This window comes from Burkholderia pseudomultivorans (assembly GCF_001718415.1).
Classification (GTDB): domain Bacteria; phylum Pseudomonadota; class Gammaproteobacteria; order Burkholderiales; family Burkholderiaceae; genus Burkholderia; species Burkholderia pseudomultivorans_A.
Map to the genome: position 1 here is coordinate 1,779,399 of NZ_CP013377.1, position 20,613 is coordinate 1,800,011.

The window sequence follows — 20,613 nt, forward strand, 5'->3', positions numbered from 1 at the left end:
CCGCCCGGCGGGCCGGAAGTCGGCGCTCGATCGCCGCAATGGCCGGGCAGATCGCCCGGCGAGTTGCGCCGACGCGAACGGCGCAGCGGCGGCACGCCGTTGCGGCGAAGCGTCAGGCCGGCACCAGCTCGAAACTCAGCCGTTTGCCGAGCACCGCGGCGGCGCTTGCGAGCGTCGTCAGCGTGAGGCTCGTGTCGGTTTCGTCGAGCAGCCGGTTGAGCGCGGCACGGCTGGTCTTCATGCGCGCGGCCATCGCCGTTTTCGTGATGTGCTGCGCCTTCATTTCCTGCCCGATCTGCCATGCGATCACGCGCTTGATCGCGGTCGCGGTCGCGGCTTCGAGATGGCCGTCTTCTTCGAGGAAGGCGTCGAAATCGCTGCCGATGTGGGCGTTGTTGGTAGTCGTCATGTCGTACTCCAGTGCATGGCGTTGCCGGCCGCGTGCCGGCTCAACCGGGAAATCAGATGGCTCGCGCCAGCGCCTTCAGGCGGGCGAGCGTGACGTCGAGATCGTCCGACGGCGTCGCCGACGACTGCTTGATGAACCCGTGCAGCAGGACCATCGTGTCGCCGACGACCGTAAACAGCACGCGGGCAATCCGGCGCGGCAGCATGATCCGGATCTCCCACAGATCCTGCGACATCTTCCGGACCAGCGGCATGCCGAGCGGCCAGCCCAGTTGAACGGTCTTGATCTCTTCGCCGATCGCCCTTCTCTCTGCCGGCTCGAGCGCCCTGATCCATTCGCGAACGGGTTCGTTGCCCCCCGCCGTCCTGAAAAAACGCACGCCGAGCGTGACCTGAATCTGCTGTCTCGCCATCGTCTTGCCACCGATCGTATCAAAATTGATACGATATGCCAAGCACGAAAAAGCCGACAGTCGACCGAACAGCCAGTCCGCGACCGACGGATTGGCCCGAGCCGCCGCGTGCGCGTCAGCGCTCGCGCCGAACCGGCTTGCGCGCGCCGCGTGACGGACGGCGCGCACGCGCATCGCCGAAGCGCGCCCGCGCGATTTCGCGCACGGCGTCGATCAGCGTGCGCGCGACCGGCGATGGCTGCGCGTCGGTGCGCAGGATCAGCCCGACCGGTTCATCGGTGCCGGCCGACGGCAGCGGCAGGCGCGCCAGCACCCCGGCCGACAGGTCGTACTCCGCCGTATACAGCGGCACGAACCAGATCGCGTCGTTCTCCAGCGCCAGCGCGCGCGCCACCGACACCGACAGCACCTCGATGAACGAATCGAGCGGCGGTGCGCCGCAAGCGCCGAGCAGATGCTCGGCCGACTGCCGGATCAGCGTGCCGTACGGCGGCAGCACGACCGGATGGCGCGCGAGCTCGGCCGCCGGCGCGGCGCTCGCGAGCAGCGGATGTCCCGCGCGCACGACGGCGACGAGCGGCTCGTTGTACAACTGCTCGAACGCGAGCCCGATCATCCGCTCCGGCTCCGACAGGCGTCCGATCGCGCATTCGATCGCACCCGCCTTCAGGCGTTCGAGCAGGTCGGCGTTCGCGGCCGTCGCGATCCGCACCACGACGCGCGGCCAGCGCTCGGCCAACGCCTTCATCAGCGGCGGTGCGAGCGATGCCGCGACGGTCGGCAGCATGCCGATTTCCAGCGTCGCCGCGGCCGCGCCGCCTTCCCGCGCGAGCAGCCCGACGCCCTGTCGCAACGCGAGCACGCAAGCGTTCGCGTGCGGCATGAACAGCTGCGCTTCACGGGTCGGCTGCGCGCCCTGCCTGCCGCGCTCGAACAGCTTCACGCCGAGGATCGACTCCAGTTCGGCGATCGTCTTCGACACGGCCGGCTGCGTGATCGACAGGCTTTCCGCCGCCTTCTGCACGCCGCCCAGCTGCGCGACCGCCAGAAAACACTGCAGGTGACGGAACTTGACGCGGCCGTCGGCGATACGGTTATTCATAACGTGCGGTTATGCGAAAGACGATGAAACGCCATTTTGCATAACTTTCCGGGCAGCCCCAAGCGTTCCGCGCAATGACGCGGTCGGCCCCCGTCATGCACTGCGCCGCAACGCATGGAAACCGGTCGGCTCCCAGATTCGCTTCGCGATCAGCAATCCCGTGCCGTGCTTCTGGCCGAGCGGCGCCGATGCCGATTCCGCGTGGAGCGCGGCGGCCTTGCTGCGCAGCCGGCGCAGCTCCAGTTCGAGTTCCGCGGCGGCGGCTTCGGTCAGCATCCCTTGCGAGAACGTCATCGTCTCGCCCGGGCCGTCGAAGCGGCTGTCGAGAAAATCGCCGAGCGCGTGCGCATGGAAATAGCGGCGAATCGGGCCGCCCGGCAGCCAGTCGAAGTCGCGCGCGACACGCACGCGGATCCGGTCGCCGGGCAGCAGCGCAACGACGTTCATCCGGTCGAGCATCAGCAGGTACTTCACGCACTCGGCCTTCGTCACGCGATAGGTCGTCACGATGTCCTGCACGGTCCAGTAGTTGATCGCGCAGACGGCGACCAGCAACAGCTTCTCGTCCGACACGAGCAGTGCCTCCTGCTGCTCGCTCAGCACGTGCAGCCGCGGCGCGGACGCCGACGCCTCCTGCGCGAGCTCGGCCAGCGTGTAGCCGAGCAGCTGCGCGATCTCGACGAGGCGCTCGAGCGTGAAGCGGCCGCTCGCGAACAGCCGCTTCACGCTGGTCTCGGACACGTCGAGCGCTCGCGCGACGTCGCGGTAGGTCATCCCCTGCGCCTTCAACAGGCGCTTCAGCGTATCGATAAGTTGGGCGGTCTCGGTCATTTTGGTATCGAAAAATGATGCTTCGAGTCGGATATTAGGCTACTCGAGCAGGCAGATGAACACTTTCAGATACTTGTCTGCATAATTCGCCCCGTGCTGTCACTTACCGAGACGGAGCCGAAATGTCCACCCGAACCGAAACCGCCGCGTACGACCCGCATCGCGCCACGCCGCGCGATACCCGCGACACGGATCGCGCGCTGCCGCTCGCCACCGTCCGCACGCTCGCCGCCAGCGCGCATCTCGGCGATCTCGTGTTCATCCGCGCCGCGGCGGGCGCAGCGCGCGACCCGGCGGGCACGGCAGGCGCGTGGGCCAATCGTTTCGGGATCGTCGTCGACACGTCGGGCGACGAGCCGATGATCGCCGAGCCCGGTTTCCCGTGGACGAAGCTCACGACGCTCGCCCGCTTCGTCGCCCGCGCCGGCGGCGGACGCATCGCGCTGGCGCGTCGCACCGCCGCGCCGACGGCCGACGCGCAGCGCCGGCTGCACGGCACCGCCGAACGGCTGATCGGCGCACTGCTCGGCTCGCATTTCAACCTGCGCGCGCGCCGCGGATTCTGCGCGCGCTACGTGAGCGAAGTGCTCGGCGCCGACAGCGCCGCGACGCCCGCGACCCTGCTGCGCAGCGGCGCGCTGTCGCTCGAATTCGACGGGATCGTGTTCGATCCCGCCCGCCAGTAACGACGGCAGGCGCAGGGAGACCCGATAACAACAACAACGACATACCAAAAAACAGCGACGGGCTGGCTGGAGGGCCGTGCACGGGGTCGTCGACGGTGACGACGACGCGAAGCCCGATCGCTTTATCCGCCGGACAGGCATCCTGTCCGGCGGCGTCTTTATTGGCGCAGCGCCCGAACGCATAACGAACGGTTATGCGATTCGCGAAAAAAGGTCATTTTGCATAACTTTCCGGATTGGCTAAAGTCCTGCCATCCACTTCGCGAAATACCTATCAGGAGACGCCCGATGGATTCCCCCACGATCCTCACGCCGCGCGACTGGCCGTCGCATCCCGCGTATATCCATCCCGAGTACCGCTCGTCGGTGAAACGCGGCCCGACCCGGCCGCTGATCCCGCTGAAGGAAAAGCTGCGCGACCAGTACGCGCCCGTCTATGGCGCCGAGGATCTCGGCGCGCTCGACCACGACCTGACGAAGAACGCGGTGAAGAACGGCGAGCCGCTCGGCGAACGCATCGTCGTCACCGGCCGCGTGCTCGACGAAGGCGGCAAGCCCGTGCGCAACACGCTCGTCGAGGTGTGGCAGGCGAACGCCGCAGGCCGCTACGTGCACAAGGTCGACCAGCACGACGCGCCGCTCGACCCGAACTTCCTCGGCGCGGGCCGCTGCCTGACCGACGACGAAGGCCGCTACCGCTTCCTGACGATCAAGCCCGGCGCGTATCCGTGGGGCAATCATCCGAACGCGTGGCGCCCGAATCACATCCACTTCTCGCTGTTCGGCGACTACTTCGGCTCGCGCCTCGTCACGCAGATGTATTTCCCCGGCGATCCGCTGCTCGCGTACGACCCGATCTTCCAGGGCACGCCCGAGGCTGCGCGCGATCGGCTGATCTCGCGCTTCTCGATGGACATCACCGAAGAAGGCTATGCGCTCGGCTACGAATTCGACATCGTGCTGCGCGGCCGCGACGCCACCCCGATGGAGCGCTGAACCATGACGACGCTGAAGCAAACCCCTTCGCAGACGGTCGGCCCGTACTTCGCATACGGCCTGTGCCCGCAGCAATACGACTACGACCTGAAGAGCCTGTTTACGCCGACGATCGCCGCGCCGCACGCCGAAGGCGAACACGTGCTGCTGGTCGGCCAGGTGTTCGACGGCGACGGCAAGGTCGTCAGCGACGCGATCCTCGAGTTCACGCAGGCCGACGGCGCGGGCCGCTACCCCGCCTCGCGCAACGACATCGCGACCGCGGGCTTCACCGGCTTCGCGCGCGTCGGCACGGGCACCGATGCGCAGCACCGCTTCATCGTCGAGACGGTGAAGCCGGGCCGGATCGCCGCGGACGAAGCGCCGCACATCAACGTGACCGTGATGATGCGCGGGATCCTCACGCACGCGTTCACCCGCGTCTACTTCGACGACGAAGCCGCGGCGAATGCGACCGACCCCGTGCTGAACCTGGTGCCGGCCGAGCGCCGTGCGACGCTCGTCGCGAAGCGCGATGCGCAACCGGGCCGCCCGACCGTCTACCGCTTCGACATCCGGATGCAGGGCCCGGAAGAAACCGTGTTCTTCGACGTGTGATGCACGCGCCGGCGCAGGCCGGCCCTGCGCGAAGCGCAACGCCGCGTGACGCGACGCCGATCCGGCCTCGCCGCACGCGGCGTTTTTCATTTCCGCCGACATCATTCGATGCTGCGCCGCATGGCGCTCGGTCGAGACCGGCGCGGTCGACGCATCAAGGCTTCCGACCCTTACATCTTCTGCAGCAGCGAAATGCATGCTGCAAACGCACATGCTTCACCGGTCTGATGGAAATTGACTACCGCGTTATGCGGCGTATTCTGTGTTTTCCGAAACGACTCGAGCAAATTGAATCGGCACAGGAAACAATGACCCATAGATGCGCGACACGGCCCAGGCCGCCGGCTCGCGCATTTTTTCTGACCGGGTGCCTTTGGCGCGGCTGCGAAATTCGGCAGGCGCGCATTTTTTTGCCCCGTCGTCGCAGGCACGCACGCGCCGCGGAATCCGGCGGCTAGCGGCGAATCTCCAGATACCGGCTCGGCGTGTCGCCGAGGATGCGCCGAAACGCCGACGCAAACGCGCTGGCGCTCGCATAGCCGAGATCGAGCGCCACGCGCGTCACCGGCTGCCCGTCGCTCAGCCGCGTAATCGCCGCGAGCATGCAGACCTGCTGACGCCATGCGGCGAAACTCACGCCCGTCTGCGCGCGGAACAGCCGCGTAAACGTGCGCCGGCTCAGGCCCGCGTCGGCCGCGACGCGGTCGAGGTCGGCCGCGATCGACGGCGACGCGAACAGGTGGCGGCAGATCCGCGCCAGGCGCGCGTCGACCGGCAGCGGCGCATGCAGCGACAGGCGCGGCATCGCGGCGATTTCCGCGACCAGCAGCGCCATCAGCTTGCCGGCGCGCCCGTCGACGTCGTACATCGCCGGCAAGTCGATCGCCTCGTCGATCAGCTGCCGCAGCAGCGCCGACACACCGTACACGCCGCAATGCTCGGGCAGGCCGGCCTCACGCGCGGCGGCGTCCGACACGAAGGTGTTGAGCATCGTGACCGGCCCGCTCATCGTCATTTCATGCCGCACGCCGGCCGGCACCCAGCACGCGCGCTGCGGCGGCACCAGCCAGCGGCCGTGCGGCGTCGCCACGCTGATCGTGCCGCGCGACGCGAACGCGAACTGCCCGCGCGCATGCGCGTGCTCCGGAAACGTCGTGCCTGCCGCATAGTCGTTGGCGATCACGACCACGCTACGCGGAATGTGTTCGTAGGGATCAAGCAGCGTATTTCTCATGGCCCGAATTCCATCATGAATGACCCGATATCGAAAGCGGGTCGCCTTCGACCGATCTACGATCCGCTTCACGCCCGAGCGACCGACGCGTCGCCCGGATCGTCGGCCGGATCGGCCGCATTGCAACGACTTCGGAGCGGATATGCCCAATACCTTTCATCGCGTCGGCCACGGCCCGCACGCGGTGCTCGTGCTGCACGGCTGGTTCGGCGACGCACACGCGTTCGAACCCGTCGAGGCGTGGCTGTCGCGCGAACGCTTCAGCTACGTGTTCATGGACTACCGCGGTTACGGCCGCATGCGCGATGCGCGCGGCGCATACACGATCGACGAGATCGCCGCCGACACCATCGCGCTCGCCGACGCGCTCGGCTTCGACCGCTTCAGCCTGGTCGGCCATTCGATGGGCGGCATGGCGATCGAGAAGGTCGCCGCCCTCGCGCCCGAGCGCGTGCGCGCGCTGGTTCCGGTCGCACCGGTGCCGTGCGGCGGCGTGCCGTTCGACACGCCGCGCCGGACGCTGTTCGAACGGGCCGCCGACCATCCCGCCGCGCGCCGGACCATCATCGATCGCAGCACGGGCGGGCGGCTACCCGCCGCCTGGGTCGAGTGGAAAGCCGCGTATTCGGCAGCCTGTTCGTCGGCGCACGCGTTCGGCGCGTATTTCCGCGCGTGGGCCGATACGGATTTCAGTGACGAGATCGCCGGCCATCATCCGGTGAAGGTGCTGATCGGCGAACACGACCCGGCGTTCGACGCCGCGCTGATGGCCCGCACCTATCTGCGGCGCTACCCGCTCGCGACCGTCGACGTGCTGCGCAACGCCGGCCACTATCCGATGAACGAAACCCCGCTTGCGCTGGTCGCGGCGATCGAGTCCTTCCTGCTCGCCACCGCAGCGGAACCGGCCGGTCGCGCGTAACGGGCGCGGCATGCTGTCGGCGCGCGTCATCGCAGCATGAACGACATCGCCGACAGGCTGTTCAGCGTGCGCACGACGTGCTCGACCGACGGCCCGTCGAAGCGCAGCGTCACCGCGTCCACGCGCGTCAGCGACGGCAGCACGGCGAACAGGTCGGCGATCGCGGCCGTCTGCACGCGCAGCGTGCATGCGGCCGGCGCGGGCCGATGCGCGCCCGCGCGCCAGCCGGCCGATACGGCCTGCGCCACCGTTTCACGCGCGGCGACGGCGATGCGCGCACAGGCGGCGGCCGGCGTCAGCGTATCGCCGCTCGACGCGCCGCCGGCGGTCTTGACCGTCTCGAAACGCGCCTGCGGAAACAGCGGCCGCGTCTCGTCGGCGAACACGTCGTCGCCGGTCGCCAGCGCGACATGCGCGCCGTACTCGCGCGCGAGCGCACCGTACAGTCCGGCCTCGCCGAGCTCGACGTCGTTCAGCCACACCTGCGTGAACGCGAAGCTGTTGATCGTGTGCGCCAGCACGCCGCGCGTCTGCGATTTCGCGTGATAGCCGATCATGAACACGAGATCGGGCTGCTGTTCGATGCCCGCCATCATCCCGAGCGTGCGCGGCTTGCCGAGCACCACGCGGGCGCGCGCATCGAGCCCGTCGGGCAGCAGGTTGCGAAAGCCGCCGTGCGAATCGTTGACCCACACGGCCTGCGCGCCGCCCGCGAATGCGCCTTCGATCGCCGCGTTGGCCTCGGCGGTCATCCAGCGGCGCGCGCGCTCGTACTCGGGATTGCCGGCGCGCGTCTGCTCGGCGGCGAACACGCCGGCAACGCCTTCGATGTCGGTCGAAATCAGGATCTTCATGAATGGTTCGGACGGTCTGCGTGGAAGAGGCCATCGAGATCGGGCAGCGCGTCGCGCAGCGACTGCCGCACATGAGCGTCGCGCCCGGCGACCGTCACGGCCTGCAGCAGCGCATCGGCGATCGCGTGCTCGACGCTCTCGGCCGCGGCCATGAACAGCGGATCGAGCGCGGCATCGGCCAGCAGCGCCGGCAGCGCGACATGCGTGGCATCGTGCGCGATCGTGTAGGCGGTCGAGAACGCGAGCGCGAGGTCGCCGCTGCCGTGCCCGTAGACGGAGCCCGTGCGCGCAAGCCCCGCGCCCGCCCGGCGGGCGAGCCGTGACAGTTGTCGCGCGTCGAGCGGCGCATCGGTCGCGAGCAGCAGGATGATCGAGCCCTGCTCGGGCGGCGCAGCCTGCGCGGCAGCGGCCGCCTGCCGTTCGGCGAGGATCCGTCCGACCGGCACGCCGCCGAGCGTCAGCATCGGCAGCCGGCCGAAATTCGCGAGCACGAGCGCGCCGACCGTGTACGGCCGCCCGGCCGCGACGGCGACCCGCGACGCCGAGCCGATCCCGCCCTTCAGGTCGAAGCACGCCATCCCTCGCCCCGCGCCTACCGCGCCGCGCGCGACCTCGCGCGACGCGGCGCGGCACGCGGCGTCGTAATGCGCGGCCATCACCGCGAACGCCTGGAGGTCGTTCAGATAACCGTCGTTGCACTCGAACACGAGCGGATTGACGGTCGGCCAGTCGCGGCCGATCCGCGGATTCGCGGCGATCGCCGCGCGGATCTGCGCATGGGCGACCGCGCCGACGGCGAACGTGTTGGTCAGCGCGATCGGCGTATCGAGCGTGCCGAGTTCGTCGACCTGCACGAGCCCGACGCTCTTGCCGAAGCCGTTGATCACCGCCGCGCCGGCCGGCACCTTGCTGCGGTACACGTCGCCCGGATGCGGCTTCACGACCGTGACGCCGGTCTGCACCGCGCCGGCGTCGAGCGTGCAGTGGCCGACCGTCACGCCCGGCACGTCGGCGATCGTGCCGCGCCGCCCGGCCGGCAGCGTCGCGCTCCACATCGTCGGTACGGCAACCATCAGCGGCGCTCCAGCTTCGGATCGAGCGCGTCGCGCAGCCCGTCGCCGAGCAGGTTGAACGCGAGTACGGTCAGGAAGATCGCGAGGCTCGGGAAGATCGCGACGTGCGGCGCACTCACCATGTCCGCGCGCGCCTCGTTGAGCATCGCGCCCCACTCCGGCGTCGGCGGCTGCGCGCCGAGCCCGAGGAACGACAGGCTCGCGGCCGTGATGATCGAGGTGCCGATGCGCATCGTGAAGTAGACGACCACCGACGACACCGTGCCCGGCAGGATATGCCGCATGATGATCGTCCAGTCCGACGCGCCGATGCTGCGCGCGGCCTCGACATAGGTCATGTGCTTGAGCATCAGCGTATTGCCGCGCACGAGCCGCGCGAACGCCGGGATGCTGAAGATCGCGACCGCGCAGATCACGTTGATCATGCCGTTGCCGAGGATCGCGACCACGCCGATCGCGAGCAGGATCCCGGGGAACGCGAACAGCACGTCGGCGATGCGCATCGTGATGCGGTCCCACCAGCCTTCGTAGTAGCCGGCGAGCAACCCGAAGAACGTGCCGATCAGCGCGCCGAGCGCGACCGAGAAAAAGCCGGCCGCGAGCGAGATGCGCGTGCCGGCGACGATCCGGCTGAAGATGTCGCGGCCGAGCGAATCGACGCCGAACCAGTGCACGGCCGACGGCCCCGCGTTCAGCGCGTCGTAGTCGAAATAGTTTTCCGGATCGAACGGCACGACATGCGGGCCGACGAACGCCAGCACGACGAGCAGCAGCACGAAGCCGCCCGCGACGAGCGCCACGGTCTGCCGGCGGAACTTGCGCCAGAATTCGCGCCACGGCGTGCGGATCGCGGTCGATGCGGGCGGCGCCGAGGTCGGGACAGTCGCGTTCATGCGCACCTCACTTGAACCGGATGGTCGGGTTGATGACCGCGTACAGCACGTCGACGGTCAGGTTGATCAGGATGAATTCGAGCGAGAACAGCAGCACGATCGCCTGGATCACGGGGTAATCGCGCATCGTCACCGAATCGACCAGCAGGCGGCCGAGCCCCGGCCAGTTGAACACGGCCTCGACGACGATCGAGCCGCCGAGCAGGAAGCCGAACTGCAGCCCCATCATCGTGACGACCGGGATCATCGCGTTGCGCAGGCAGTGCTTGAGCACGACCATCGGCTCGTGCACGCCCTTCGCGCGCGCGGTGCGCACGAAATCCTCGTTCAGCACCTCGACGAACGACGCGCGCGTGAAGCGCGCCATCACCGCCGCGACCGCCGCGCCGAGCGTCAGCGACGGCAGCACGTAGCTCTTCCACGTGCCGTCCGGCACGACCGGCAGCCAGCCGAGCTTCACCGAGAAGATCTCCATCAGCAGCATGCCGAGCGCGAACGCCGGAAACGAGATGCCCGACACCGCGAGCGTCATGCCGATGCGGTCCGGCCAGCGATTGCGCCACACCGCCGACGCAATGCCGATCGCCATCCCGAACAGCGTCGCCCACGCCATGCTGACGATCGTCAGCATCAGCGTCGGCATGAAGCGCTCGCCGATCTCGGTCGACACCGGCCGCTTGCTGCGCGTCGACTTGCCGAAATCGCCGTGCGCGATCTTCACGAAGAAGTTCGCGAACTGCGTCGGCAGCGGCCGGTCGAGCCCGAGATCGGCGCGCACCAGCGCGACCGTCGCGTCGTCGGCTTCGGGACCGGCCGCGAGCCGCGCCGGGTCACCGGGCAGCAGGTGCACGAACAGGAACACGAGCACCGCGACGATCGCGAGCGTCGGCAGCAGGCCGAACAGGCGTTTGATGATGAAATTCAGCATGAGGGCACCGGATCCTGGCGGCCCGCCGCGCGTTCGACATGCCGCGCCGGCGAGCCGCGATGCGCGCGGACGCGCTTACTTCATCGAGATGTCGTCGATGTTGAACGAAGCGTCCGGCATCACGTAGACGCCCTGCAGCCGCTTGCTGCGCGCATAGACGATGCTCTCCTGCACGAGGAAGATCCACGGCGCATCGGCCCAGACTCGCTTCTGCGCATCGGCGTACAGCTCGGCCTTCTTCGCGCGGTCGACGGTCTGCAGCGCCTTCGCGAGGTCGTCGTCGAAGGCCGGATTGCGGTAGTAGGCGGTGTTGAACAGCTTCGGCGGCGCCGACACCGTCGCGAGCAGCGGCGCGAGCGCCCAGTTCGCCTCGCCGGTCGACGCGGACCAGCCGATATAGAACATCCGCACCGGCGCGCTCGCCGGATCCTGCGCGCTCTCGACCTTCGACACGCGCTCGCCCGATTCCAGCGCCTGCACCTGCGCCTTCACGCCGACCTGCGCGAGCTGCTGCTGCAGGAACTGGATCACCTTCTGCGACGTCGTGTTGTTATAGCCGGACCAGAGCGTCGTCTCGAAGCCGTTCGGATAGCCGGCCTCCTTCAGCAGCGCGCGCGCCTTCGCCGGATCGTACGGCCAGGGGCCCGTCTTCGTGGAGAACTCGACGCCCGGCGGCACGACGCCCGTCGACGGCGTCGCAAAGCCCGAGAACGCGACCTTCACGAGCGCCTCCTTGTTGATCGCGTAGTTGAGCGCCTGGCGCACCTTCAGGTTGTCGAACGGCTTTTGCTGCATGTTCAGCGACACGTAGCGCGCGACGATCGACGGCCGCTCGACGATATCGAGCTTCGGATTGGCCTTCAGGTCGGGCACCTGCTCATACGGAATGCGGAACGCCATGTCCGCCTGGCCGGCCTTCATCAGCGCCGCGCGCGTGTTGTTGTCGATCACGGGCTTCCAGTCGATCCCGTCGATCTTCGGATAGCCCTTCTTCCAGTAGCCGGCGAACTTCTTCACCTTCAGGTCGTCGGTCTGCTTCCATTCGACGAACTCGAACGGCCCGGTGCCGACCGGATGCAGCGCGATGTCGCGCCCCCACTTCTTCAGCGCCGCGGGCGAGATCATCACCGCCGACGGATGCGCGAGCGTGTTGATGATCGCCGAGAACGGCTCGCGCAGCGTGATCTTCACCGTGTACGGATCGACGGCCTCGGTCTTCTCGATCACGCGGAACAGGTTGTAGCGCTTCAGCTTGTTCGCCGGATCGGTCACGCGGTCGAAGTTGGCCTTCACCGCTTCCGCGTTGAAATCGGTGCCGTCGTGGAACTTCACGCCCTTGCGCAGGTGGATCGTGTAGACCTTCGCGTCCGGCGACGCGTCATACCCGGTCGCGAGCACGTTGACGACCTTCATGTCCTTGTCGAACCCGAACAGGCCTTCGTAGAACGACTTGGCCGCGGCCTGCGACACGGTGTCGTTCGCGTCGTACGGATCCATCGTCGTGAACGTCTGGTCGACGGCGATCACCGCGGTCTGCTGCGCGAGCGCGGGCAGCGCGGCCGTCAGCGCGAACACGCTCGCGCCGGTCGCGATCAGCGTGCGCAGGCGAAACATCGGGGACGAAAGCGATTGGTTCATGCTGGCTGGCTCCTGTGCAAGGTTCTGTGACGCGTGATGAATGCGCGGGACGACGGCCCCCCGCTTCGGAAAAAACCGCGTAGCAGCGCGTGCGCGACCGCATGGCGCTGCGTCAGTACGCGCCGCCGACGCGATGCGTCGCGACGTAATGCCCGGGCCCGACCGCGACGAGCGGCGCGACGACGGGCTCGTCGCCGACCGCGCGGATCGGGCTCGGAATCTCGTCCGCCGCGAGCTGGCGCGGCGCATGCCGGCGCGCGGGATCGGCGACCGGCACCGCGCTCATCAGCTTCTTCGTGTACGGATGCTGCGGCGCCTCGAACACCGCGCGGCGCGGGCCGATCTCGACGATCTGGCCGAGATACATCACCGCGACGCGATGGCTGATACGCTCGACGACGGCCATGTCGTGCGAGATGAACAGGTACGCGACACCGAGTTCGCGCTGCAGGTCGAGCATCAGGTTGACGATCTGCGCCTGCACCGACACGTCGAGCGCGGACACCGATTCGTCGGCGATCACGACTTTCGGGTTCAGCGCGAGCGCGCGCGCGATCGCGATCCGCTGGCGCTGACCGCCGGAAAACTCGTGCGGATAGCGGCGCGCCGCCTCGGGCGGCAGGCCGACCTTGTCGAGCAGCCAGTCGACGCGCGCCTGCGCGTCGCGGCCGTTCGCGACGCCGTGCACGAGCAGCGGCTCCATGATCGAGAAGCCGACCGTGAGGCGCGGATTCAGCGACGCGAACGGATCCTGGAAAATGAACTGGATGTTCCGGCGCAGCGCCTGCAGATCCGCGCCTTTCAGCGCGCTGATGTCGCGGCCGTCGAATTCTATCGAGCCGCTCTGCGATTCGACGAGGCGCAGCAGCGAGCGGCCGGTCGTCGACTTGCCGCAGCCCGACTCGCCGACCAGCGCGAGCGTTTCGCCGGCGCGCAGCTCGAAGCTCACGCGCTCGACCGCATGCACGTATTGCGACACGCGGCCGAACAGCCCGCTCTTCACCGGAAAGCGTGTGACCAGGTCGCGCACGCGCAGCACCGGCGGCGCGCCCGGATCGACGCGCGGCTGCGCATCGCCGTGCACCGGAACGGCCGCGCCGGCGCCGTCGACCTTCAGCAGCGGGAATTTCTCGGGCGCGTCGGTGCCGTGCATCGAGCCGAGCCGCGGCACGGCCGCGAGCAGCGCGCGCGTGTAGCGATGCACGGGCGCCGCAAAGATCCGCTCCGACTCGCCCTCCTCGACCTTCTCGCCGCGATACATCACCAGCACGCGGTCGGCCACCTCGGCCACCACGCCCATGTCGTGCGTGATGAAGATCACGCCCATCTTCATCTCGTCCTGCAGCCCGCGTATCAGTTGCAGGATCTGCGCCTGGATCGTCACGTCGAGCGCAGTGGTCGGTTCGTCGGCGATCAGCAGCGCGGGCCGGCACGACAGCGCCATCGCGATCATCACGCGCTGCCGCATCCCGCCCGACAGCTGGTGCGGGTAGCGCGCAAACACGCGGCGCGCCTCGGGAATGCGCACGAGGTCGAGCAGGCGCAGCGCTTCCGCGCGCGCCTGGCCCGGCGATTTCGACTGGTGCAGCGCGATCGCCTCGCTGATCTGGTCGCCGACCGTAAACACCGGGTTGAGCGACGTCATCGGCTCCTGGAAGATCATCGCGATGTCCGCGCCGCGAATGCCGCGCATCGTCGCGGCGCCGGCCTGCGCGAGATCGAGCAGCGCGCCGCTGCGGCGCCGCAGCACGATCCGGCCGCCGGTGATCTCGCCGCCGCCGTGCTCGACGAGCCGCATCAGCGCGAGCGACGTGACCGACTTGCCGGAGCCCGATTCGCCGACGATCGCGAGCGTCTCGCCGCGATCGACGTGAAACGACACGTTGCGCACCGCGTCGAAGGTCGCGCCTTCGCGGCGGAACGTGACCGACAGGTCGTCGACCGCGACGACGCGCTGCTCGGGCAGCACCAGGCCGGACGGATTTCGGTTCGAAGTCATGCGTGAGCCTCCTGCGGCGCTCCGGAATCAGCGCGCATCGTCGTCATCGCGATAGATGCCGACGACGGGCGCTTCGCCGACGCGCGCGTAGCCGCGATACATCCCTTCCGTGTTGAACGGCATCGCGACGTTGCCGTGCGCGTCGACCGCGACGATGCCGCCGCGCCCCGCGAGACGCGGCAGCTTGTTCATCACGACGTCGTGCGCGGCATCGGCAAGCGACGCGCCGCGATATGCGATCTGCGCGGCGACGTCGTGCGCGGTCGCGAGCCGGATGAACATCTCGCCGGTACCGGTCGACGACACCGCGCAGGTCGCGTCGTCCGCATAGCAGCCCGCGCCGATGATCGGCGAATCGCCGACGCGCCCCGGCTGCTTGTTCGTGATGCCGCCCGTCGACGTCGCCGCCGCGACGTGCCCGTGCAGGTCGCACGCGACCGCGCCGACGGTGCCGAGCTTGTTGTCGGGATCGAGCGGCTCGGGCGGTTGCGCCGCGCCGAACGCGAACGTCGCGGCGTCGTGATCGAGCATCATGCCGGCCGCCGCGCGTGCCTTGAGCCACTGCGCATGGCGCGCCTCGGTGTCGAAGTAGCCGGGCTCGACGAGTTCGAGCCCCTGTGCGGCCGCGAACGCGTCGGCGCCCGCGCCCGCGAACAGCACGTGCTCGCTCGCTTCCATCACGCGCCGCGCGGCGAGCACCGGGTTGCGCACGCGCGTCGCGCAGCAGACGGCGCCCGCGGCGAGCGTCGCGCCGTCCATGATCGCGGCGTCGAGCTCGTGCTTGCCCTCGGCCGTGTACACCGCGCCGCGCCCCGCGTTGAACAGCGGACAGTCCTCGAGCATCCGCACCGCGACGGTCACGGCGTCGAGCGCGCTGCCGCCGTCGGCCAGCACCTGCCGGGCGGCCTGCAGGATCGCGCTCAGCTCGGCGCGGTACTGCCGTTCGGTGTCGGTGTCCATCGCATCGCGCAGGATCGTGCCTGCGCCGCCGTGAATCGCGACGATCGCGGTTGAAGTCATGGTTTTTTCGGTCGAGAAACGGGAAGGTTGGCGGCCGGCAGCGCCGCTTGCGGCTGCACGAGCCAGGGCAGCAGGAATTCGGTCATCTCGGCGGCGGACTTCGCGGAGCGGTGCGTGCGCAGCGCGACCGCATCGATCAGCGCCTCGATCGTCGCGAGCACGGCCGCCTCCGACGTCGCCGCGAAGCGCCGTTCCGCCTTCACGTACAGGTTCAGCGACGCGACTGGCGCGAGCGGCGAGCCGGGCCCGTCGGAAATGCCGAGCACGCGCGCGCCGCGCGCGGCCGCCCGTCGGGCCAGCTCGATCGTGTCCTTCACGTAGCGCGGAAACGCGAGCGCGATCACGAGATCGCGCGCATCGGCCGTATACAGCCGCCGCGCCGCATGCGTCGGACCGCCGAACATCGCGAGCGACTGCACGTTGTCGTGACACACGGACAGCCCGTGCTCCATCAGCCCCGCGAGAAACGCGCTGGAGCCCGCGCCGAGGATCATCACGCGCCGCGCGCCGACGATCGCCTCGACCGCGGCCTCGACATCGGCTGCGTCCAGCTGCGCGCGGGTGTTCTCGATGTTCGCGACCGCCTGGTCGAACACCGCGTCGATCCATACGGCGCCGCGCACGCCGGCCTCCTGCTCCTGCGCCGAACGCAGCCGCTCGACCGGCCCGAGCGTCGCCTCGAAACCGCGCACCAGCGCCGCGCGCATCGCCGGATAGCCGTCGAAGCCGAGCGCCTTCGCGAAACGGTTCGCGGTCGCGATCGACGCGTTGACCGCGACCGCGAGTTCGTCGATCCGCATCGTCGCCGCGCGAAACGGGTTGGCCAGCACGAACTCGCCCATGCGCCGGTGGATCGGCGTCATCGACGGCATCGCCGCCGCGATGCGCTCGGCGATCGCGGGTTCGTCGTGGGTGACGTCGTGCTGAACGTGGGTCGTCATGAGCAGCGAGGATTGCAAGGTGGATGAAAATCAATTTACACAATTCAAGGCGAAGAAAAAATTAATTTTCATCAGGGTTGTCACGCCCCCGCCCCGCACCCTCGTGCCCGTCGCCCGGGAAAACCCTCAGAAAGTTCGTTCGAACGCATTTTCACGTTGACCGAATTCACATTCGAACATAGGATGTTCGAAAATGGTCAGTTGTCCGACAACGTCGGTTCCCGAAAAGGGCAGAATGTTCGCTCGAACGCCGCCATATCACCCGAGTACGGGCGGACTGATATCTCAAAAGATCAGACATCATATGAATGAGACAAGCGATTCGCCCCGCCGGTGGATCGCCTGGAGACGATAGTGAAGACAATCAAGGCATTGCGCTGGTGGATCATCGTGCTGGTCTGCCTCGGTACGATCCTCAACTACCTCGCGCGAAATTCCCTCGCGGTGCTCGCTCCCGAGCTGAAACACGTGTTCGCGATCTCGACGCAGCAGTACTCGTACATCGTCGGCGCGTTTCAGGTGGGCTACACGATCATGCAGCCGGTGTGCGGCTTCGTCGTCGACCTGATCGGGTTGCGGCTCGGCTTCGCGCTGTTCGCGACGCTGTGGTCGGTGGTCGGCGTGCTGCACGGCTTCGCGTCGGGCTGGCTGTCGCTCGGCCTGCTGCGCGGCCTGCTCGGGCTGTTCGAAGCTGCCGCGATTCCGTCCGGGATGAAGGCCGTCGCCGAGTGGTTTCCCGATCGCGAGAAGTCCGTCGCGGTCGGCTACTTCAACGCCGGCACGTCGCTCGGCGCGGCGATCGCCCCGCCGCTCGTCGTCTTCCTCTCGATGCGCTTCGGCTGGCAGTCGGCGTTCATGGTCACCGGCGCGCTCGGCTTCGTGTGGGCGGCGCTCTGGTATACGCAGTACCGGTCGCCCGGCGATCATCCGCGCATCACGCCGCAGGAGCGCACGCTGATCCGCGACGGCCAGGCCACGATGCCCGCCGCATCGAAGCGCCGCATTCGCGACGTCGTCACCGCACGGCGCTTCTGGGCCATTGCGCTGCCACGCTTCTTCGCCGAACCCGCGTGGCAGACCTTCAGTTTCTGGATCCCGCTGTATCTCGCGACCGAGCGCCACATGGAGCTCGCGCAGATCGCCGTCTTTGCGTGGATGCCGTTCCTTGCCGCCGATCTCGGCGGCATCGCCGGCGGCTACCTGTCGCCGTTCCTGGCCCGGCGGTTCAAGCTGCCGCTCGTATGGTCGCGCGTCGCCGGCGTCGCGCTCGGCGCGCTGCTGATGCTCGGCCCCGCAACGATCGGGCTGGTGGCATCGCCCTACATGGCCATCGCGCTGTTCTGCGTCGGCGGCTTCGCGCACCAGATGATCTCCGCGCTCGTCAACACGCTGTCGGCCGACGTGTTCGACCCCGAGGAAGTCGGCACCGCGAGCGGCTTCGCCGGCATGGCTGCCTGGATCGGCGGCCTCGGTTTCTCGCTCATGGTCGGCGCGCTGGCCGACCGGATCGGTTATGCGCCGCTGTTCGCCTGCCTCGGCCTGTTCGACATCGTCGGCGTCGCGCTGCTCGCGTGGCTGATCCGCGGACAATCGAAACAGGAACGCCTGCTCGCACGGCACGCCTGACCTCCGTTCTCACAGGAAATCGCCTTCATGAATTCGCTTCTTCATCCGCCCGTCTTCCGTCTCGCCGGCCGGCACGCGAACCGGCTGCTGCTGGCTTCCGACACCGGCGCGACCCTCGAGATATTCGTGCTCGAGGACGACATCGTGCGGGTGCGCGTACTCCCCGACGCGCGGGCGCGCAACCCGCGCACGTGGTCGATCGCGCCGGGCCTCGACGACGTGCCGCTCGACGGGCGCGACCGCCTCGACCTGAGCGGCTTCGCGCTGCCCGCCTACGATCTGCTCGAGGACGACGACAGCCTGTCGGTCGAGACCGCGCTGATTCGCGTTTCGGTGCGCCGGCAGGGCGGCCATTGCACCTGGTCGATGCGCGACGCCGACGGCACATGGCAAGCCGTGCTCGCCGACCGGCCGACGCAGGCGTACAACTTCGGCTGGTGGGACGAGCGTGCCTACCACTACGTCGTGCGCGAGCGCGGCGACAAGGTGTTCGGTCTCGGCGAGCGCGCAGGCGACCTGGACCGCACGGGCGGGCGCTTCGAGATGCGCAACATCGATGCGATGGGCTACAGCGCGAAGCATACGGACCCGCTCTACAAGCACATTCCGTTCTACATCACGTGGTCGCCGCAAGCGTGCCGCGGATTCGGCCTGTTCTACGACACGCTGTCGGACTGCACGTTCGACATGGGCCGCGAACTCGACAACTACCACGGCCCGTACCGCTACTTCGTCGCCGAGCACGGCGATCTCGACTACTACTTCATCGCGTCGCCCGACACGCCGCTCGCCGCCGCGCGGCGCTTCACGTGGCTCACGGGCCGCCCGGCGCGCACGCCGAGGTGGGGCCTCGGCTATTCCGGCTCGACGATGAGCTACACCGACGCGCCGGATGCCCAGCAGCAGATGAACCGCTTCGTCGAACAGTGCGACGCGCACGACATTCTGTGCGATTCGTTCCACCTGTCGTCGGGCTATACGTCGATCGGCGCGAAGCGCTACGTGTTCAACTGGAACCGCGAGAAGTTTCCCGATCCCAGGGGATTCGTGAAGCACTATCGCGACCACGGCATCCGCCTGTGCGCCAACATCAAGCCGTGCCTGCTGCGCGATCATCCGGCCTTCGACGACGCGCAGCGGCGCGGGCTGCTGATCCGCTCCGCGTCCGGCGAACCCGCGTGGGTGCAGTTCTGGGACGAGGTCGGCGCCTATCTCGACTTCACGCAGCCCGACGCGTATCGCTGGTGGCAGGAACAGGTCACGTCGGCGCTGCTCGACTACGGCATCGAGTCGACCTGGAACGACAACAACGAGTACGAGGTGTGGTCGCCCGACGCGATCGCGCACGGCTTCGGCCAGCCGTTCCCCGTGCGCGAGGCGAAGGTGCTGCAGACGATGCTGATGATGCGCGCGTCGTACGAAGCGCAGCGCGCGCACGCGCCGGCGCTGCGTCCGTTCCTCGTGTCGCGTTCGGGCGGCGCCGGCATGCAGCGCTACGTGCAGACGTGGTCGGGCGACAACTACACGTCGTGGGAAACGTTGCGCTACAACCTGAGGATGGGGCTCGGCCTCGCGCTGTCGGGCGTGTCCAACATCGGCCACGACATCGGCGGCTTCTCGGGGCCCGCGCCGTCCCCCGAGCTGCTGCTGCGCTGGGTGCAGTTCGGCGTCTTCATGCCGCGCTTCAGCATTCATTCGTGGAACGACGACGGCACCGTCAACGAGCCGTGGATGTATCCGGAAATCACCGCGCAGATCGCGTCGCTGATCAAGCAGCGCTATCGGCTGCTGCCCTATCTCTATCACCTGCTGTGGCTGTCGACGACGCGCTACGAACCCGTGCTGCGGCCGACCTTCGCGGACTTCCCCGACGATGCGCGCTGCTACGACGAAAACGACGACATGATGCTCGGCGACGCACTGCTGGTCGCGCCGGTCGTCGAACCGGGCCGCGACACGCGCACGGTCTACCTGCCGTGCGGCGCGCGCTGGCTGTGCTGCGCAAGCGCGCAATCGTTCGACGGGGGCGCGAGCGTGACGCTGCCCGCGCCGCTCGACACGCCGGTGATGCTGCTGCGCGAAGGACACGTGCTGCCGCTGAACGTCGCCGAACAGCATTTCGGCTCGCGCGCCGACGCACGCGGCTTCATCGTCGCGCCGCGCACGGCGGACGGCGTGGCGCACGGCGAGTGCGTCGAGGACGATGGCGAAACGGAGGCCTGGCGCGACGGCGAATACGGGCTGTGGCGCATCGAGACCGGGCTCGACGCTTCCGGTGCGCTGGCCGTCTCGATCCGTTGGGACGGCCGCATGAAGCGGCCCGCCGACCGGATCGACCTCCTGCTGCCCGCGACGCGGCAGGACGCCATCGCGATCCACGGCGCGCGGCTCGAACAGGAGACGCGGGACGGCGCATGGCGCCGCCTGGTCGTCGCACTGGAGGACTGACGGA

At 68.4% G+C, this 20,613-nt stretch carries 19 protein-coding genes; 6 read left to right on the forward strand and 13 right to left on the reverse strand.

The window, feature by feature from the left end; genetic code table 11:
* Positions 1-112: 112 nt before the first annotated feature.
* The 4 genes from WS57_RS07525 to WS57_RS07540 form a co-directional block, all read right to left on the reverse strand.
* Positions 113-409 carry an XRE family transcriptional regulator gene (locus tag WS57_RS07525; protein WP_069243983.1) on the reverse strand — a complete coding sequence of 99 codons (297 nt, stop codon included), beginning with the start codon at positions 407-409 and terminating at the stop codon, positions 113-115.
* 52 nt (positions 410-461) lie between these two features.
* Complete coding sequence (locus WS57_RS07530; RefSeq protein ID WP_059515798.1) at positions 462-821, reverse strand: type II toxin-antitoxin system RelE/ParE family toxin; 360 nt, start codon at positions 819-821, stop codon at positions 462-464.
* A gap of 115 nt (positions 822-936) precedes the next feature.
* Positions 937-1,923, reverse strand: a complete 987-nt coding sequence (gene pcaQ, locus WS57_RS07535; protein ID WP_059515725.1) for a pca operon transcription factor PcaQ — start codon at positions 1,921-1,923, stop codon at positions 937-939.
* A 93-nt stretch (positions 1,924-2,016) separates the two neighbouring features.
* Complete coding sequence (locus WS57_RS07540; protein WP_040129478.1) at positions 2,017-2,754, reverse strand: helix-turn-helix domain-containing protein; 738 nt, start codon at positions 2,752-2,754, stop codon at positions 2,017-2,019.
* 122 nt (positions 2,755-2,876) lie between these two features.
* On the opposite strand from WS57_RS07540, the gene WS57_RS07545 reads away from it, so the two are divergent.
* The 3 genes from WS57_RS07545 to pcaG all read left to right on the forward strand — a co-directional run bounded on the left by WS57_RS07545 (position 2,877) and on the right by pcaG (position 5,033).
* Positions 2,877-3,440 carry a YiiX/YebB-like N1pC/P60 family cysteine hydrolase gene (locus WS57_RS07545; RefSeq protein ID WP_059515727.1) on the forward strand — a complete coding sequence of 188 codons (564 nt, stop codon included), beginning with the start codon at positions 2,877-2,879 and terminating at the stop codon, positions 3,438-3,440.
* 288 nt (positions 3,441-3,728) lie between these two features.
* The gene (gene pcaH / locus WS57_RS07550) at positions 3,729-4,436 is read left to right on the forward strand and encodes a protocatechuate 3,4-dioxygenase subunit beta (RefSeq protein WP_009688951.1); all 708 of its coding nucleotides are present in this window, start codon (positions 3,729-3,731) and stop codon (positions 4,434-4,436) included.
* A gap of 3 nt (positions 4,437-4,439) precedes the next feature.
* Positions 4,440-5,033: a protocatechuate 3,4-dioxygenase subunit alpha gene (pcaG, locus tag WS57_RS07555; protein ID WP_009688950.1), complete on the forward strand. Its 594-nt coding sequence runs from the start codon at positions 4,440-4,442 to the stop codon at positions 5,031-5,033.
* 454 nt (positions 5,034-5,487) lie between these two features.
* Here the strand turns inward: pcaG and WS57_RS07560 are convergent, their stop codons facing one another.
* Positions 5,488-6,267, reverse strand: coding sequence for an AraC family transcriptional regulator (locus tag WS57_RS07560; protein ID WP_009688949.1), 780 nt, complete (start codon positions 6,265-6,267; stop codon positions 5,488-5,490).
* Between the two features lie 142 nt (positions 6,268-6,409).
* Between WS57_RS07560 and WS57_RS07565 the strand changes: the two genes are divergently transcribed.
* Complete coding sequence (locus WS57_RS07565) at positions 6,410-7,189, forward strand: alpha/beta fold hydrolase (RefSeq protein ID WP_059515729.1); 780 nt, start codon at positions 6,410-6,412, stop codon at positions 7,187-7,189.
* Between the two features lie 26 nt (positions 7,190-7,215).
* On the opposite strand, the gene WS57_RS07570 is transcribed toward WS57_RS07565, so the two are convergent.
* The 8 genes from WS57_RS07570 to WS57_RS07605 form a co-directional block, all read right to left on the reverse strand.
* Positions 7,216-8,043 carry a M55 family metallopeptidase gene (locus tag WS57_RS07570; RefSeq protein WP_069243984.1) on the reverse strand — a complete coding sequence of 276 codons (828 nt, stop codon included), beginning with the start codon at positions 8,041-8,043 and terminating at the stop codon, positions 7,216-7,218.
* Positions 8,040-9,116, reverse strand: coding sequence for a P1 family peptidase (locus WS57_RS07575; protein ID WP_059515731.1), 1,077 nt, complete (start codon positions 9,114-9,116; stop codon positions 8,040-8,042). The genes WS57_RS07570 and WS57_RS07575 overlap by 4 nt, the downstream gene beginning before the upstream one ends.
* The gene (gene gsiD, locus WS57_RS07580; protein WP_009689182.1) at positions 9,116-10,009 is read right to left on the reverse strand and encodes a glutathione ABC transporter permease GsiD; all 894 of its coding nucleotides are present in this window, start codon (positions 10,007-10,009) and stop codon (positions 9,116-9,118) included. Before gsiD ends, WS57_RS07575 begins: the two co-directional genes overlap by 1 nt.
* 7 nt (positions 10,010-10,016) lie before the next feature.
* Entirely contained in the window at positions 10,017-10,937 is a 921-nt protein-coding gene (gsiC, locus tag WS57_RS07585) for a glutathione ABC transporter permease GsiC (protein ID WP_009689181.1), read from the reverse strand.
* Positions 10,938-11,012: 75 nt separating this feature from the next.
* A complete protein-coding gene (gene gsiB, locus WS57_RS07590; protein WP_009689180.1) occupies positions 11,013-12,575 on the reverse strand; it encodes a glutathione ABC transporter substrate-binding protein GsiB in 1,563 nt (520 codons plus the stop codon).
* A gap of 112 nt (positions 12,576-12,687) precedes the next feature.
* Entirely contained in the window at positions 12,688-14,574 is a 1,887-nt protein-coding gene (locus tag WS57_RS07595; protein ID WP_059603063.1) for a dipeptide ABC transporter ATP-binding protein, read from the reverse strand.
* Between the two features lie 27 nt (positions 14,575-14,601).
* Positions 14,602-15,594: an isoaspartyl peptidase/L-asparaginase family protein gene (locus WS57_RS07600; RefSeq protein ID WP_059515737.1), complete on the reverse strand. Its 993-nt coding sequence runs from the start codon at positions 15,592-15,594 to the stop codon at positions 14,602-14,604.
* Positions 15,591-16,535 carry a MurR/RpiR family transcriptional regulator gene (locus tag WS57_RS07605; protein ID WP_059515740.1) on the reverse strand — a complete coding sequence of 315 codons (945 nt, stop codon included), beginning with the start codon at positions 16,533-16,535 and terminating at the stop codon, positions 15,591-15,593. The genes WS57_RS07600 and WS57_RS07605 overlap by 4 nt, the downstream gene beginning before the upstream one ends.
* A 354-nt stretch (positions 16,536-16,889) precedes the next feature.
* On the opposite strand from WS57_RS07605, the gene WS57_RS07610 reads away from it, so the two are divergent.
* Together WS57_RS07610 and WS57_RS07615 are read left to right on the forward strand one after the other, a co-directional pair.
* A complete protein-coding gene (locus WS57_RS07610; RefSeq protein ID WP_059515741.1) occupies positions 16,890-18,161 on the forward strand; it encodes an MFS transporter in 1,272 nt (423 codons plus the stop codon).
* A gap of 27 nt (positions 18,162-18,188) precedes the next feature.
* On the forward strand, positions 18,189-20,609 hold the full coding sequence (locus WS57_RS07615) for a glycoside hydrolase family 31 protein (protein ID WP_069243985.1): 2,421 nt from the start codon (positions 18,189-18,191) through the stop codon (positions 20,607-20,609).
* Positions 20,610-20,613: the final 4 nt, after the last annotated feature.

Bases quoted from the DNA above. Each gene is read 5' to 3' on its own strand.
- WS57_RS07525 (WP_069243983.1), bottom strand. From the start codon at position 409: ATGACGACTACCAACAACGCCCACATCGGCAGCGATTTCGACGCCTTC.
- WS57_RS07530 (WP_059515798.1), bottom strand. From the start codon at position 821: ATGGCGAGACAGCAGATTCAGGTCACGCTCGGCGTGCGTTTTTTCAGG.
- pcaQ (WP_059515725.1), bottom strand. From the start codon at position 1,923: ATGAATAACCGTATCGCCGACGGCCGCGTCAAGTTCCGTCACCTGCAG.
- WS57_RS07540 (WP_040129478.1), bottom strand. From the start codon at position 2,754: ATGACCGAGACCGCCCAACTTATCGATACGCTGAAGCGCCTGTTGAAG.
- WS57_RS07545 (WP_059515727.1), top strand. From the start codon at position 2,877: ATGTCCACCCGAACCGAAACCGCCGCGTACGACCCGCATCGCGCCACG.
- pcaH (WP_009688951.1), top strand. From the start codon at position 3,729: ATGGATTCCCCCACGATCCTCACGCCGCGCGACTGGCCGTCGCATCCC.
- pcaG (WP_009688950.1), top strand. From the start codon at position 4,440: ATGACGACGCTGAAGCAAACCCCTTCGCAGACGGTCGGCCCGTACTTC.
- WS57_RS07560 (WP_009688949.1), bottom strand. From the start codon at position 6,267: ATGAGAAATACGCTGCTTGATCCCTACGAACACATTCCGCGTAGCGTG.
- WS57_RS07565 (WP_059515729.1), top strand. From the start codon at position 6,410: ATGCCCAATACCTTTCATCGCGTCGGCCACGGCCCGCACGCGGTGCTC.
- WS57_RS07570 (WP_069243984.1), bottom strand. From the start codon at position 8,043: ATGAAGATCCTGATTTCGACCGACATCGAAGGCGTTGCCGGCGTGTTC.
- WS57_RS07575 (WP_059515731.1), bottom strand. From the start codon at position 9,116: ATGGTTGCCGTACCGACGATGTGGAGCGCGACGCTGCCGGCCGGGCGG.
- gsiD (WP_009689182.1), bottom strand. From the start codon at position 10,009: ATGAACGCGACTGTCCCGACCTCGGCGCCGCCCGCATCGACCGCGATC.
- gsiC (WP_009689181.1), bottom strand. From the start codon at position 10,937: ATGCTGAATTTCATCATCAAACGCCTGTTCGGCCTGCTGCCGACGCTC.
- gsiB (WP_009689180.1), bottom strand. From the start codon at position 12,575: ATGAACCAATCGCTTTCGTCCCCGATGTTTCGCCTGCGCACGCTGATC.
- WS57_RS07595 (WP_059603063.1), bottom strand. From the start codon at position 14,574: ATGACTTCGAACCGAAATCCGTCCGGCCTGGTGCTGCCCGAGCAGCGC.
- WS57_RS07600 (WP_059515737.1), bottom strand. From the start codon at position 15,594: ATGACTTCAACCGCGATCGTCGCGATTCACGGCGGCGCAGGCACGATC.
- WS57_RS07605 (WP_059515740.1), bottom strand. From the start codon at position 16,535: ATGACGACCCACGTTCAGCACGACGTCACCCACGACGAACCCGCGATC.
- WS57_RS07615 (WP_069243985.1), top strand. From the start codon at position 18,189: ATGAATTCGCTTCTTCATCCGCCCGTCTTCCGTCTCGCCGGCCGGCAC.